The 14,316-nt window shown below is 34.2% G+C and carries 12 protein-coding genes; 3 read left to right on the top strand and 9 right to left on the bottom strand.

The genetic code is table 11. The features are described 5' to 3' along the window. Window positions 1–2: 2 nt before the first annotated feature. Window positions 3–1,070, top strand: a complete 1,068-nt coding sequence (locus AABL87_RS00550; protein ID WP_016650379.1) for a mannose-1-phosphate guanylyltransferase — start codon at window positions 3–5, stop codon at window positions 1,068–1,070. Between the two features lie 53 nt (window positions 1,071–1,123). Here the strand turns inward: AABL87_RS00550 and AABL87_RS00545 are convergent, their stop codons facing one another. The 3 genes from AABL87_RS00545 to AABL87_RS00535 form a co-directional block, all read right to left on the bottom strand. Continuing rightward, window positions 1,124–1,900, bottom strand: coding sequence for an ABC transporter ATP-binding protein (locus AABL87_RS00545; RefSeq protein WP_006259574.1), 777 nt, complete (start codon window positions 1,898–1,900; stop codon window positions 1,124–1,126). Between the two features lie 3 nt (window positions 1,901–1,903). Next, on the bottom strand, window positions 1,904–2,650 hold the full coding sequence (locus tag AABL87_RS00540; RefSeq protein ID WP_006259573.1) for an MlaE family ABC transporter permease: 747 nt from the start codon (window positions 2,648–2,650) through the stop codon (window positions 1,904–1,906). Between the two features lie 68 nt (window positions 2,651–2,718). Beyond that, on the bottom strand, window positions 2,719–3,573 hold the full coding sequence (locus AABL87_RS00535; protein WP_341276763.1) for a glycosyltransferase: 855 nt from the start codon (window positions 3,571–3,573) through the stop codon (window positions 2,719–2,721). Between the two features lie 133 nt (window positions 3,574–3,706). On the opposite strand from AABL87_RS00535, the gene AABL87_RS00530 reads away from it, so the two are divergent. Then, window positions 3,707–5,173, top strand: a complete 1,467-nt coding sequence (locus AABL87_RS00530) for a lipopolysaccharide biosynthesis protein (RefSeq protein ID WP_341276762.1) — start codon at window positions 3,707–3,709, stop codon at window positions 5,171–5,173. A 77-nt stretch (window positions 5,174–5,250) separates the two neighbouring features. Here the strand turns inward: AABL87_RS00530 and AABL87_RS00525 are convergent, their stop codons facing one another. The 6 genes from AABL87_RS00525 to AABL87_RS00500 form a co-directional block, all read right to left on the bottom strand. Beyond that, complete coding sequence (locus tag AABL87_RS00525) at window positions 5,251–6,162, bottom strand: DMT family transporter (protein ID WP_006264695.1); 912 nt, start codon at window positions 6,160–6,162, stop codon at window positions 5,251–5,253. 295 nt (window positions 6,163–6,457) lie between these two features. Continuing rightward, window positions 6,458–7,663, bottom strand: a complete 1,206-nt coding sequence (locus AABL87_RS00520) for an MFS transporter (RefSeq protein ID WP_006262094.1) — start codon at window positions 7,661–7,663, stop codon at window positions 6,458–6,460. Window positions 7,664–7,758: 95 nt separating this feature from the next. Continuing rightward, the gene (locus AABL87_RS00515; RefSeq protein WP_006259565.1) at window positions 7,759–8,670 is read right to left on the bottom strand and encodes a helix-turn-helix domain-containing protein; all 912 of its coding nucleotides are present in this window, start codon (window positions 8,668–8,670) and stop codon (window positions 7,759–7,761) included. 128 nt (window positions 8,671–8,798) lie between these two features. After that, a complete protein-coding gene (locus tag AABL87_RS00510) occupies window positions 8,799–10,184 on the bottom strand; it encodes a phosphatase PAP2 family protein (protein WP_341276761.1) in 1,386 nt (461 codons plus the stop codon). Between the two features lie 630 nt (window positions 10,185–10,814). Then, window positions 10,815–11,873, bottom strand: a complete 1,059-nt coding sequence (locus AABL87_RS00505; RefSeq protein WP_006259563.1) for a 3-oxoacyl-ACP synthase III family protein — start codon at window positions 11,871–11,873, stop codon at window positions 10,815–10,817. Between the two features lie 210 nt (window positions 11,874–12,083). Continuing rightward, the gene (locus AABL87_RS00500) at window positions 12,084–13,133 is read right to left on the bottom strand and encodes an alpha/beta hydrolase (protein WP_006259561.1); all 1,050 of its coding nucleotides are present in this window, start codon (window positions 13,131–13,133) and stop codon (window positions 12,084–12,086) included. Between the two features lie 142 nt (window positions 13,134–13,275). On the opposite strand from AABL87_RS00500, the gene AABL87_RS00495 reads away from it, so the two are divergent. Further along, complete coding sequence (locus tag AABL87_RS00495) at window positions 13,276–13,890, top strand: hypothetical protein (protein ID WP_006266930.1); 615 nt, start codon at window positions 13,276–13,278, stop codon at window positions 13,888–13,890. The last annotated feature ends 426 nt before the right edge of the window (window positions 13,891–14,316 follow it).

Here is a 14,316-nt window from a genome sequence, read left to right as displayed (position 1 = left end):
ATATGAGTTCAAATTATTACGCTGTGATTATGGCAGGTGGAGTAGGGTCACGTTTTTGGCCTGTGAGTACACCAGAGTTTCCAAAACAGTTTCACGATATGTTAGGATCAGGAGATACCTTGATACAAAAGACTTTTAAACGTCTGTCTCAGGTAGTGCCTAAAGAGAATATTCTGATCTTAACACATGAGAATTATAAAGAAATTGTAAAAGAACAATTGCCTTCTGTAGAATCTGATAGTATTATCCTAGAACCAGATATGCGTAATACAGCTCCTTGTATTCTCTATGCAGCTATGAAGATTAAGAAGAAGAATCCTAATGCTGTAATGGTTGTGGCTCCTAGTGATCACTGGATAGAAGATGAGTTACAGTTCGTGTCTAACTTACAACGTACCTTTGATGTATGTGAGCGAGATAAGGTATTGATGACTTTAGGTATCTTACCTACGTTCCCAAATACGGGGTATGGGTATATAGAGTTTAACAAGTTAGACTCTCGTCCTATTAAAAAGGTAGTTCAGTTTAGAGAGAAGCCTGATTATGTTACAGCACGTAAATTTATTCAAAGTAGACATTTTCTGTGGAATTCAGGAATCTTTATATGGAGTGTAAGCTCTATTTTAGATGCCTTTTCAGAATTTCAACCTGCGATGACTGAGTTGTTTGATAAAGGATATGAGTTCTTAAATACAGATAAAGAAAAAGCATTTATAGAAGAGAATTATTCTAAGTCAGAAAATATCTCTATAGACTATGCTGTGATGGAGAAGGCTAATAATGTATATGTATTGCCAGCTACATTTGATTGGAACGATCTAGGTACATGGGGATCTTTATATGATAAGCTTCCTAAAGATGATAATGACAATGCAGTAGTGAATGCTACAGCGTTTTTTAATAATGCTACAAATAACATTGTTAGAACTGCGAAAGGAAAAGTGGTGGTGGTAGATGGTCTGAATGACTATATCATCGTAGATAAGGATGATATCTTACTATTATACCCTAAGAAGAAAGAACAAGAGATTAAGGTTGTGAGTCAGCAAGTGACAGATAAACTTAAGTAAGAATACAAGAAAAGAAAAAGGAGTAGAACTATTAGTTTTACTCCTTTTTTATATTATTTCTTTTCGTTTCCGATTTGTCTCATAGCTTGACGTACCATTCTGAATAATTCTGATGAGTACACAAAGTCAACTACATCTTCATTGTCTGTCTGAATGATCTCTTTATGATTACCAGACCAAGCTAATACTCCATTCTTTAAGAATACAATGTGCTCGCCAATCTCTAATACAGAGTTCATATCGTGTGTATTGATTACTGTAGTAATGCCGTACTCATGTGTAATTTCTTGAATAAGGTTGTCTATAACGATAGCTGTCTTAGGATCAAGGCCTGAGTTAGGCTCATCACAGAATAAGTATTTAGGGTTGTTAACTATTGCTCTAGCTATTGCTACCCTTTTTTGCATACCTCCTGATATTTCTGAGGGCTTTTTTGTGTTAGCATTGATTAGATTCACACGATCTATAACTTCATTTACACGATGTGCTATTTCTGCATCGGATTTATTAGTAAACATTCGAAGAGGGAAAGCTATATTCTCTTCTACAGTCATAGAGTCAAATAAGGCACTTCCTTGGAATACCATTCCTATTTCTGTTCTCAACTCTCTTTTTTCGGTATTTGTCAGGTCTGTATATATTCTGCCATCAAAACTGATGGTTCCTTCATCAGGAGTGTGAATACCTAGAAGAGTTTTAAGCATTACTGTTTTACCAGATCCACTCTGCCCAATGATAAGGTTAGTTTTACCTGTTTCGAAAGTAGTTGTAATTCCTTTCAGTACTTGTGTACCATTGAACGACTTTTGTATATTTTTTACTTCGATCATTTCTTAGTTGCTTAAAAGTAGAGAGGTTAATATATAGTTGGTTAAGATAATAGCTACACTCGTCCATACGAATGAAGTAGTACTGGCTTTACCAACTTCTAATGCACCACCTTTCATATAGTAACCAAAGTATGATGGGATGGTAGCTAATAAGAATCCAAATAAGAAGGTTTTAATAAATGCGTATGTAACGTGGAATGGAGTAAATGAATCTTGTAATCCAATGATGAATTGTTCTGATGTAACAAAGTTCCCCATCACACCACCAAACCATCCTCCGACGATTCCTAAGAACATACTGATACCGATAACGAATGGATATAACATTACTGCTACTAGCTTAGGGAACACTAGGTAGTTAAGTGAGCTAACCCCCATTACTTCTAGTGCATCGATTTGTTCTGTTACACGCATCGTACCAATACTAGAGGTAATAAATGATCCCATCTTACCTGCCATAATGATAGAGATAAAGGTAGGAGCGAACTCTAGGATTACAGATTGTCTCGTTGCGAATCCAATAAGATATTTAGGAATAAGAGGGTTGGTTAAGTTAAGAGCAGTTTGGATAGCTACTACACCACCAACGAAAAACGATAGGAATGCCACAATACCTAAAGAACCAATGATAAGGTCATCTATTTCTTTAAATATAAGTACTTTCATAACCTTCCACTTTGTCATTTTGCTAAACATTTCTTTTAGCATTATAAAGTACTGTCCTATATGTGTTAATCCAGATTTGATCATAAATATTAAAATATCGGCTAAATTACCAATTACAAATGAGTTTTAAGTTTATTAAAGTAAAAAAGTGATTAGAGTAACTTTGATTTTATCTTACTCCAACGGTATTTACGTATAAAAATACCTTGCTCTTCAGTGACTAAATACGGTTGTTTTTCTCTTTTTGCTTTGTAGTAGCCACTGATATAATCTATGAATAAGAAAGGTTTCTTCTTCTTCATCGCTAGTTTTAATGCTGCTATACTTGTGATTACTAGTCCGTAGTGAAGTCTGTAGAAAGCTTCTCCTTGTTTATACCTAGCTGCTTTATTATACATTGCCCCAGTAGGTTTGAGGTGTTTCACTTTTAGCGTATCTATCGTAACGATCTTCCAGTTGTAAAATCTACACAAGAGTTCATCTACTGTATCCCATCCCATGGCAGGTTTAAGTCCTCCTATCTGTTTAAAACAGTCTAGTCGATATGCTTTAAATGCTCCTCTAATATGATCTTTATCTGTAAGGTTTTCTATTGTCCATTCCTTGTTTTTCTCTATGTAGGCAAAGCCTCCCGCCATACCTATAGCTTGGTCTTGCGCAAAAGTACTTGCAATAGTAGCAAAGTAATCATTAGGTAGGATAAGATCAGCATCTAGCTTTACAATGAGGTCGTATTGATCTAAGTTGTTTACTTGTTCTAAACCATAGTTAAAAGCTTGTACAACTTTACTACCAGGTAGATGTATAGCCTCAGAGGCTTTGTTGATTAGTTTTATATAAGGATGATGAGCATAATTACTTATTACAATATCTGCTGTGTCATCTGTGGAATTATCGTTTACAACTATTACATCAGTAGGTAATAACGTTTGAGAAATTATACTGTCTAGAGTATGACCGATAAAAGCCGACTCGTTATAAGCAGGCATGATAATTAGGTATTTCATGTAATAGTGTTTGTGCGAATAAGTTTTCTTTTATAAGTTGGTATATTCACATAAGAACTACAAATTTAAAAAAAATAGTAGTTAAGGACTTATTAGCAAGTATATTTGTAATAGACTAACAGGTAATTATACTATGCAGGATAAAATATCTACGAAACAAGCCTTTCTTTTTACTATAATCAATTATATAGGTGTATTGATAGGGGTGGTGTCTACGGTGTTAATCTATCCTCAGGACAAAGAACTGTTAGGTATTATCCGTTTTGTAGATGCATGTGCGCAGATTATGTTTCCGATTATTGTTTTAGGGAGCACACATGCTTTGATCAACTTTTACCCCAAATTAAGTGAGCGTTTACAAGGCAAACTCTTTAGTTATAGTATGCTCTCTATGATTAAGCTCACGATAGGAGTAGGGATAGTATTACTATTAGGATCCTATGTCTATGATGGTGCTGAGCTGAGATATGTAGTTATGGGGTTTGTACTAGCTATTTCGATGGCTTATATAGAGCTATTTAGACGACAAGCGACTAATCTACAACGCCTTTCTTTTCCTACGTTTTTTGAAAAGATTATCCCAAAGATAGCTTTACCAACAGTGTTCTTAATAGTAGTGTATGGTAGTTTTTCGATAGATAAGGCAGTGTGGTATTATATTGTTTCTTACTACGTTATCGCCATAGTAATAGGTGCTTATATATATAGACATTTTAAGTTTAATTGGCATTGGAAATACGACGACTTATTTACTTATGTAGGAAAGAAGGAGTATTATGCATATAGCTTATTCGCCTTTGCAGGAAGCTTTGGATCTTTCTTTGCATTTAGAGTAGACTCTTTGATGATTCCTTACTTTATCTCTTATGAAGCGAATGGTACGTATAATATTGGAGTGACATTAGCGTCTACACTCGCTATACCAGCTACAGGAGTATTTGCACTATATGCGCCTATTATATCTGATTTAATAAAGAGAGCGGAACTGCGTACACTGAATATGAAATATAAAGAAGTAGCACGTAATCTTTTTTTTATCGGTATGCTTCTTTTTAGCTGTGTAGTTGTAGGTATAGAACCTCTTTTTCAGTTGTTGCCTACTTATGATAAGTTAGCCCCTTCATTGCCGATTATCTATTTACTTGGTATTAATGTGGTGATTAATATGTCTACAGGGTTTAATACAGAGATTATTTCTTATTCTAAATATTACCGTTTTAATTTAGTTTCTATCTTAAGCTTGATGGTTCTTAATGTTGTTTTGAACTATGTATTATTAGCCTATACAGATTTAGGAATATTCGGTGTGGGACTAGCTTCACTATTATCTTTAACGTTGTTTAATATAGCTAAGACTTACTACATTTATCAGAAGATGAAGTTATGGCCATTCGATACTAACTTCTTTAAGCTATTGTTATTGATGGTCACTTTTGTTGTTATTATATTTTCTATACCTAATAGTTCTCACCCTCTATTAGTCTTAGTCTTAAAAGTTGGATTAGTGATTATCTTAAACTTCATTGTTCTATTAAAGACAAATTGGGTTATAGGAATAAAGTCAATGTTAGATAAGCTACTTCGCAAACTAGGTTTGTAACCTATATAAAAACAACAACGCGATATACCTTACAGGGATATACCGCGTTGCTTATAAAAAATGGATATTCTCGTTGTTTAATTTTCTGGAATAACTTTCTTCTTGATTTTAGTCAATAGGAATATCGTTGTTATAATACAAAGACTTCCTATATAGTCCATCAATTCAAAGTTGACCCCAAAATATACTACAGCTATTAAAGTAGCAGACAGAGGTTCGGCACAAGCTAATAAACTAGCTCTTTGTGGTCCAATATTCTTTATCGCCATTAAGAAGATATAGAACGGTATCAATGTACCTAAGAAGATAATGAATAATACTGCCAAATATGTATCTGTATCCCATATACCTTCTAGCTTATGTGGAGGGTGTATAATACTCATCGCTATACCTGCGATAAGCATGCTCCAACCTATAATAGCAATAGGGCTATATCTATTCAATAAATGTACAGGCATAAGTGTATATACGGCTAATGCTATAGCAGAAGCTATACCCCATATTAATGCTGTAGGAGTGATATTCAGTGTATTAATATCTCCATGTGTTACCAATAAGAATGTACCTAACATCGCCATTCCTATCGCTAAGAATTCAATAGGCTTAGGCCATTTGCGCAGTCTTAATGCTAGATAGATAGCGATGAACACAGGGCCAGTGTATTGTATTACTGTTGCTGTTGCTGCATTAGAGTGAAGTATAGTTACAAAGTAAGTGTACTGTACTGTCAGCATTCCTAATAAACTAAAAAGCATTAATTGAATGACATCTTTTTTGTCTTTCCAGATATTTACGACATCAGGATTCTTTCTGACAATCCCAAATAATAACATTAATACTCCTGAGATAAGAAGACGAACAGTAACTAACCATTCTGCGTTAAACTCTTTTTCTCTAAAAAGGAACTGAGCAAAAGCTCCAGATACTCCCCATAACATCGCTGCAAAGATTGCGGATGCAAAGCCTAAAAACTTATTGTTTAATTGCATTTTTAAAAACGTACTTCTAAGTACATTATTAGTTGAATATATTGTGATAAAAAGGATTCTTTTTACCTAAAGACTAACGCAAAATTACTGATAAATATGACTGTAAAATAGTAAAAAATACTACAGTATACGAATTGTCTACTCTGTATAAAATAGCTAGTTTTAAGAGAGGTTTATTAAGTATTTATCGAGATGTAATGCATATTCGATAAGTTATTTTTAGTTTTATAATTACAGCGATGTTCTATTTTATGCTGTATTGTATAGAAATATGCAAAGCTTAGTTATTTTTCTTCTAGTTTATTACTTTTTCTTTATTGTATAGCTTGATTATATAAAGTATAGCTAGTAGTAATGCTATAGCCGTTATGAGGTATCTTATTCCTAGTGCAGTGGGAGTGGTAATAGCTCCTGTAGATGAGATTATTAATGTGACAAAAGAGGTAAGCACATATACCAATCCGCCCATTAGACCACCTGCTGTACCTGCATTATTTGGAAACTGTAACATGGTCGTGGTAAAGAAATTATTAAATAAAGTACCAGAGCAGATATGTATAAGAAATAGAAAACCAATTAATAAAGGCAAGCTCTCTATCCATATTGTAGTAATTAATAGAACTGCAATAAGAGATAGTTGTACTAATGAAGGCTTAAGAGCTTTAGGCTTTAAGTCTAAGTGCATTCTTTTCTTTCCTATTATACCGCCGAGCATCCATGAGAATCCAAGTACTAATGTACAATAACCAATAACTACAGAACCATAGTTAAATGTGTTTTCAATTAGAAAAGGCCCTGCTATATTAAAGATCATTACGATAGAGTAGCTAAGTCCTAATATTAGGGTACCAATCATAAATCTCTTTTCACTTAGCATCATTTTATATAAGCTTAATGTATCAGATAAATTAAACTTCTTCTTCTCAGGAATACTCTCACCACTGATACACAGGTCTAAGATTAATAAAACCCCTGAATAGATAGCTAAGAAATAGAAGTTAGCATGCCAGTTAAATAGCTTCTCTAAGTATCCACCTAAGAAAGGCGCTAATATAGGACCACATGACCATACGATCGTAAAGTAGCTTAAGTAATACTGTCTCTTCGTTTCATCATAGATGTCTATAAAGATAGCGCGTGTAGCAACTACTAATGTAGAGATGGCCATCCCTTGTATAATCCTCATAATACAGATATAGAAGACGCTATCCATCTGTGTGATACTAAGATTGGTAAAGATTAATATCAGTAACGCGACTAAACGCGGTTTGTATCTTCCTATATTGTCTAAAAGACTACCTACGAATATCTGTGATATACCATAGCTTAATAGATAGCAGGTAAGGGTAAGCTGTATGTCTTGTTCTGATACAGCTAGTCCTTTAGCCATAGAAGGGAATGACGGTAAATATATATCGGTCACAAAACCAGAAAGGGGTATAGAACAAAAGGCAAGTATTGTGGCTAGCTTTTTTCTTTGTTCACTTGCTTCTCTTAGCATATATTATAATTGTTGTTTGAGGAGCAAAATTAAGTAGGCAATCATTATCTTGAATTAAATATCTCAAAGGTATAATTGCAAAAATCAAAGATTGGTTATATAGGGTTTTTATATTTTAATGGTGTTACTCCAGCATTCTTTTTAAAGAAATTATTAAAATGAGAAGGCTGATCGAAGCCTAGTGTATATCCAACTTCTGCTATATCCCAACTCGTATTCTTCAATAGGTTTTTAGCCTCTTCGAATAACCTTTCTTTTATCAGTTGAGTAGTAGTCTTACTTGTTACAGACTTAATAGATGCATTCAGGTGATTGACATGCACGTTTAGGGCTGTAGCATAGTCAGACGCTGTCTTGAGGTTTAGAGGATAAGCAGGTGAGTCTAGTGGAAACTGTTTGTTTAACAACTCATCAAATAGTCTGTATAATCTAGTGCTATTAGGTGTTTCATCTAGTTTAAGGTCTTCTACTTTTAACTGTAACGCTTGATGCAGTAATAGAGCAAGTAAGTTACGGATAATCTCAAACTTTAAGGGATAATCACTCTGTGCCATGGCATACATCTGTTTAAAGTAGGTAGAGGCCAACTCTAATTGCTCTTCATCTAAGAATATAAATGGTTTACTCCACTCTTTAAAGAGAGATGTTTTTTTAAAGAACTCTATTGTACTGTGTTCTACTAAAAACTCTTGGTTGAAAAGACAGAAAAATCCTTCTTGTTGATTACTTAGACATTCCCATTCATAAGGTATCGTAGGACATGGGAGGAATAAAGCAGGTCTGTCTAGTATCAGTGTATGTTCCCCGTATTTAAATACACCTTCTCCTATAATTAAGCATACCTTGTAATAATCTCGTCTGTTATAAGGCGTATTAAAATTACAATATTTACGAATATTAATATTGAAGTGTGATTTACCACATTGGTAGTCAGACGCATCGAAGGCATAGTGACTAATCGTGTTCTCTCTATAGTGGTCACCGATTGTTTCTAGATGTTTGCTCATAGTATTAAGAGAATAAGTAAATTAGAGCAAAGTTACTAAAATCAAATAAAGTTCTGTTTCTTCTTTAATGTTGTTTTAATGTACAGATACAAAAAAAGAGCTAATTATTAGCTCCTTTTCCTGATTGATTAGAAGTAAGCAGTCAGTCTAATTCCCGTACTTAAGTAGTTAAGAGGATGCCTTACTACATTTACTTTTAGATCTCCTTCGTCTAATACATCTTCGTTTATGATATAAGTAATCTTAGATTGGCTGTGATTAAAGTCCGAGTAGGCAGTTAGTCCCAAGTTGTCAGTGATATTATAAGTCAGTGCTAATCCACCTGTAAATTGAAATACATTAGCAGGTTTATATTCTGCTAGCTGTACTTTTCCATCTTCTAGTTCAGGGATATGAACTTCATGAGACAACACTTTTAACGAGATATTACCATCTGCTCCTATGCTATAACCTCCTAATGCTTTTATCATCAGATTCCATCTATCAGAGAAATGAATAGCATAGTATGGACCTAGAGAGAAAGTTAAATTACCCATTGATTCAGATAGCACTTTCCCATTGATGTTTGTGTTATCAGGATCATTGACTTTGTCTTCAGAGAAAGGGAAACTAGCCACAGCTATTTGACCGCCTACTCCCCAGTGTTTATTGAAGAAATAAGCTCCTTCTAATCCCGCTTCCCATCCTAGCTTAGCTAATGGTTCTTCGTTTTCTGTTTCTACTATACTTTCTAGTCCGCTAGTGAATCCTAGTTTAATAGCCATAAAAGAAGGGTTTTCATTTCCTTCAAATCTAGAGATTAGGCTGAGGTTATCGCCTTTGTTTCCATATATTTTATCTACAAAGAAATAGGCTAGTTGAGTAGATAATATACCAATACCTGCTCCAGCTAATATATCGGGCACCCAATGTCTATTATTAAGGCTACGTCCAAGACCTGTCATAGTAGCGGCTCCATACCCACCTATAGAATACATAGGATTGACTAGACCGTATTCTTTGTCTAAGAAACTAGCGTTAGCAAAAGCCATTGCAGTATGACCCGATGGAAATGAATTCTTAGAAGAACCATCAGGGCGTTCTACTTTTGCAGTATATTTTACTCCATTGACTAGAATAGCCATGATAGCCATACTAGTAGCATAGGATATAGCAGAACGCTTAAAGTCATTACGCCCTTTTACACCAGCTGCTTTTAGACCAAAGGTAGCCGCTGCAGGAGCATATTGTAATAGATCATCATATTTATACTGAAATGTGGGAACGTATCTATTGCGTATTTCTCTAATTTCTTCTTTTTTATTCCACGTTAGCCCTGAAGCTGTTAAGAGTATCGCAGGGACAAAGCTAATTTGTACAGCATCTTTCTCAAAAAAAGTCTTCTCTTTCTTAGGAGATAAACCGTAGTTAGGCGTTGTCGGTGCAGTTAGATGTTGTTTATTATTGATTAATTGCCCCCAACCTAGGGTTTGATACAATGTTAATAAACAGACGAAATAAATAGTGTTTTTCATTCTTTACTTTCTTTTTGTTTGCAAAATTACCTTTTAAGGTGTTTTTTAGAATCAAAAAGAGCTTTATTATACTGATGGCGTTAGTTTAGAAAATTTGTTATTTGTATAAGGAAGCTGGAATTATTTTTCTTCTAATAAAGAATAAGAAGAATGACTAAAAATAGACGATTGCTTCTTTTATTATTGATTTAAACTTAAATATTTCTAGTAAACTTTCGATTTAATTAAAATGACTATATGTGAACTTGTCTTTTGAGCTTATATTTTGTGAAAAATTGGCATTACTATTGATAATTATTTGATAGAGTTTTTATTGTGTTTTTAGTGAAGTAACTAAACACAACAGAAGGAGTTTATAATAGAAAGTATAGTCGAGTGTATAGTTTAGATCGGATTTTAAAATTTATAATAGCTGTAGCTACACTATTACTAATAGTTGATTTATTTGACTTTTTTAGTAATAATTTAGTTAGTTATATATGTTACAGCGCATTAGGTGTCTGTACAGCTATTCTCTTTTATACAGGAAAGTCTTGTGGAAAAGAGAGAAAGGAAAACAAATAATAGAAATATTAATAGAGGAGTATTATAAAAAAAAGAGAGCATGAAGCTCTCTCTCTAATACATATTTTATACCTGATAAGTAAAGGCATTAATGTTCATACCTGCTCCTACAGAAGCGAATAGGATAATATCCCCTTGTTCTAATTGGTGCGGGTCTAGTTGCTTATTGATAATCATATCATATAGAGTCGGTAGAGTAGCCACACTACTGTTCCCTAGTTTTTGAATATTCATAGGCATGATATGTTCTGGCATTTCCATATCGTATAACTCGAAGAAACGTTTTACGATAGCTTCATCCATTTTCTCATTAGCCTGGTGTATCATCACCTTTTTGATTTTGTTGATATCTATTCCGCTCTTATCCACACAGCTCTTCATTGCTAACGGTACATTAGTTAGTGCAAATTCATAAATCTTGCGTCCAAACATCTTGATGTACTTAGTGTTCTCGTCTAAGTCAGGATTATAAGATTTGCCATAGTGAATGAAGAAAGCCTCGTCTAGTGTATAACTAGCAGACTCTACAGATAGTATTCCGCCTTCTTCATTAGTCAGTTCTAATATAGTAGCTCCAGCACCATCTGCATAGATCATAGAGTCCCTATCGTGTAAGTCTATCACACGTGATAATGTTTCTGCTCCGATGACTAGACATCTCTTCGCCATACCTACTTTCATAAACGCATAGGCTTGTATCACACCTTGTAGCCAACCAGGGCACCCAAAAAGAACATCAAATGCTACACATGATGGATTGGCGATCTTTAGGTTGTGTTTTACCCTAGATGCTAAGCTAGGTACGATATCAGACTGCAATGTTCCGTGCTTTACATCTCCGAAGTTATGCGCAAAGATGATATAGTCTAATGTCTCTGGGTCTATACCTGCACTTTTGATAGCGTGCTCAGAGGCGATAGTACCGATATCACTGGTAGTTAATTCATGTTCTACATATCTTCTTTCTTCTATCCCTGTTATTTGTTGTAGTTTATAAGCTGTACGTTGGTTAGTATCTTTTAATGGTTGTCCTTGTTCATCTCTAAAGTCAAACTGGTCGAAATTCGTATTATCTATTACTTTAGTCGGGATATAAGATCCTGAACTTATTATTTTAATATTCATAATATCGTTTTTGGGTTAATTGTAAGGTAAACTTAGAGCTTTATATTTATTAATGATAAGTTTTTTCTCTTTTTTTTGAAGTATTCTGAAATGCTGTTTTGATTTCGTAGTACTTTTCGTGTAGGTATATAATAATAATGCCAATAAGTAATATTTATTGTGTACTATTACTTATTGGCATTAAAAGAATGTGCGCGCGATACTACTGCGTTATTTCTTGTAAAGCGTATTCTTATACTTAGTGACTTGATTGGCTGTCTCATTGTCTCCTGTAGAGGTGAAATATTTAATCACCGTATCTAAGAATTTTTCAGTCGGTTTAAAATCATAATGCATCTGTTTATTCAGCTGATCGAAAGTTTCTTCTAAGAGTGTTGGATTGGTCTTTAATTCTTTAAAGTTGATTCGATAGCCGTCAAATATATATCTTAGTCCATCTAGATTTCCTTTTAGTGGTATACTACCGTGGTCTTCTCCTTCATAGGCTACATATTGATAACTCAGTGTAGTAGGAGTATTAGTACTTAATAATTTATCAAATTCTTTAATCGAACTATAATGATCACTTAGGTGACCTTTGTTCTCGCTTTCGCCCACTTGGGTAAGGAATAGTCTTCTGTGTTTAAAGTCTTGGTTTATCCCATCAGTATATTCTCTCAGTATAACCTTATTATCCCACCATATACTTGGGTCGTGTACGATATAAGCGTTAAACATATCTGTGTAGTTCAGTAGATTGTTTAACGCAGTAATTCCTCCGAATGAGTGACCGATTAGTATTTTGTAATCCAGTGTTCTGTAGTTGGTATCTACGTAAGTAAAGACTTCTTCCTTTAAGAATTTAAAGAAGGCATCATTCCCTCCATTTTCACCTTTTATTTTCTTAGCCTGTTCTGTAGACATCTCCTCACTACTTACTTTAGTAGGAGTCAGATCTCTTGTTCTATTGGTATTAATCACTCCTACTATGATCATCTCAGGGATAGAAGGGTATGGATATCTACTTAGCTTATCTAGATAGGCTGTTAGATAATTAAAGTTACTTTCTCCATCTAGTAAGTAGATGACAGGATACTGCTGATTAGGATATTGAGCTTCATTATATCCCGCAGGTAGGTATACTTGTATCTTTCTATCTTCGTTAAGCACTTTAGATTGGATTGTATATGTTTTTCCTATTTCTATTGCTTCTTGAGCAGTGATAGGATGAGCAAATAGTAGAGCCAATGGAAATAATAATGTATAGAAAAACTTCTTCATGATATAGATAATGATTGTTTTGTGTTTGAGTACAAATATAAGTCCTTATTTATACTTGTTCTAATTTGTGAAATTATAATTCCTTTTAGAGGACAAATAATATGTAGTTATTATCTTGTGCGGATTAAAGAGACGGTTGAAAATGAATAGATTAATTATTGTTTTTGTTGCACTTATTAGTGCATTTTGTGCTTTTGGCCAAAGCGCAAAAAAACCAATAGAAGTGAAGGTGTTAGACTCCACTGTGCAGGATAATAGCCTAGCTACTATTGTAGTAATGAATAACTCCAATGATACATATTGGTTTCCGTGGGATACTTCAGAGTTAGCTTATGGGGCTAGTGTAGGAAGTACGTATGAGAACCAAGTATATGTGTTGAGACAGAGAGTGTATAACAAGGCGAATCATATCGATGAGCCGATGCTGATGAGTGGAGATTATGATTCGGATGGTTTATTAGCGAAGTGGCAAGAGAAGCTAAAAACAAAGAAAGTAACCGACTATGTGATTATCAAACCGAAAAGCTTCGTACAGTTAAGACTTCCTTTTAAATCTGAACTAGCAGTAGCTCCTACCTGGTATGCGTGTAAAGATAGTATCAGTGATGGTGGGTATAAGTACTATGTAGCCTATGTGTATAATACGAAGGCTGTAGAGCAGGTACTAAGTCCTAAGCTACTAGAAGAGGTGAAGAAATTAGGGTATAAAATCTATGAGGCTCCACTAGAGTCTAACAAGGTTCCTATCGTGAAATAATAAAAAGAGAAGTATATCCCATATACTTCTCTTTTCGTCTAAAAAACAGCTGTATAAAAACTTTATACGAATTATTGGCACTGGTAAAAGTACTTATATCTAAATCGATATTATATGATAGTTATCAGTTTGTCTAAAAACAATATCACTGTAGAGAAATTTACTTTTATTTCATGAACGCTATGATTATAAGAGGGTAGATCAGGTAAGGATATTGTCTATAAATAGCATGTGTTATGTTTAGTTAAAGAATATGAGGAAGTAGTGGTTCTTCTGTGCATTTAGTTAGCTTTTAGTCTTATAGCAGTTATGTTGCTTTTGATTCTACACTAGAAGGGATGTGTCTCCTTCTTTAGTCCGTTGTTTTGGTTAAAATAACGGACTCACTACGGACTCATAACGGACTCACTACGGACTCAAGGCGAC

It is taken from the genome of Myroides sp. C4067 (assembly GCF_038039665.1).
Lineage (GTDB): Bacteria > Bacteroidota > Bacteroidia > Flavobacteriales > Flavobacteriaceae > Flavobacterium > Flavobacterium odoratimimum.
Note: the sequence above shows the minus strand (reverse complement) of the source record. Positions and strands in the feature narration are given on the sequence as shown.

What these genes read in the sequence shown, in the direction of transcription:
- AABL87_RS00550 (WP_016650379.1), top strand. Translation starts at nt 3, where the DNA reads ATGAGTTCAAATTATTACGCTGTGATTATGGCAGGTGGAGTAGGGTCA.
- AABL87_RS00545 (WP_006259574.1), bottom strand. Translation starts at nt 1,900, where the DNA reads ATGATCGAAGTAAAAAATATACAAAAGTCGTTCAATGGTACACAAGTA.
- AABL87_RS00540 (WP_006259573.1), bottom strand. Translation starts at nt 2,650, where the DNA reads ATGATCAAATCTGGATTAACACATATAGGACAGTACTTTATAATGCTA.
- AABL87_RS00535 (WP_341276763.1), bottom strand. Translation starts at nt 3,573, where the DNA reads ATGAAATACCTAATTATCATGCCTGCTTATAACGAGTCGGCTTTTATC.
- AABL87_RS00530 (WP_341276762.1), top strand. Translation starts at nt 3,707, where the DNA reads ATGCAGGATAAAATATCTACGAAACAAGCCTTTCTTTTTACTATAATC.
- AABL87_RS00525 (WP_006264695.1), bottom strand. Translation starts at nt 6,162, where the DNA reads ATGCAATTAAACAATAAGTTTTTAGGCTTTGCATCCGCAATCTTTGCA.
- AABL87_RS00520 (WP_006262094.1), bottom strand. Translation starts at nt 7,663, where the DNA reads ATGCTAAGAGAAGCAAGTGAACAAAGAAAAAAGCTAGCCACAATACTT.
- AABL87_RS00515 (WP_006259565.1), bottom strand. Translation starts at nt 8,670, where the DNA reads ATGAGCAAACATCTAGAAACAATCGGTGACCACTATAGAGAGAACACG.
- AABL87_RS00510 (WP_341276761.1), bottom strand. Translation starts at nt 10,184, where the DNA reads ATGAAAAACACTATTTATTTCGTCTGTTTATTAACATTGTATCAAACC.
- AABL87_RS00505 (WP_006259563.1), bottom strand. Translation starts at nt 11,873, where the DNA reads ATGAATATTAAAATAATAAGTTCAGGATCTTATATCCCGACTAAAGTA.
- AABL87_RS00500 (WP_006259561.1), bottom strand. Translation starts at nt 13,133, where the DNA reads ATGAAGAAGTTTTTCTATACATTATTATTTCCATTGGCTCTACTATTT.
- AABL87_RS00495 (WP_006266930.1), top strand. Translation starts at nt 13,276, where the DNA reads ATGAATAGATTAATTATTGTTTTTGTTGCACTTATTAGTGCATTTTGT.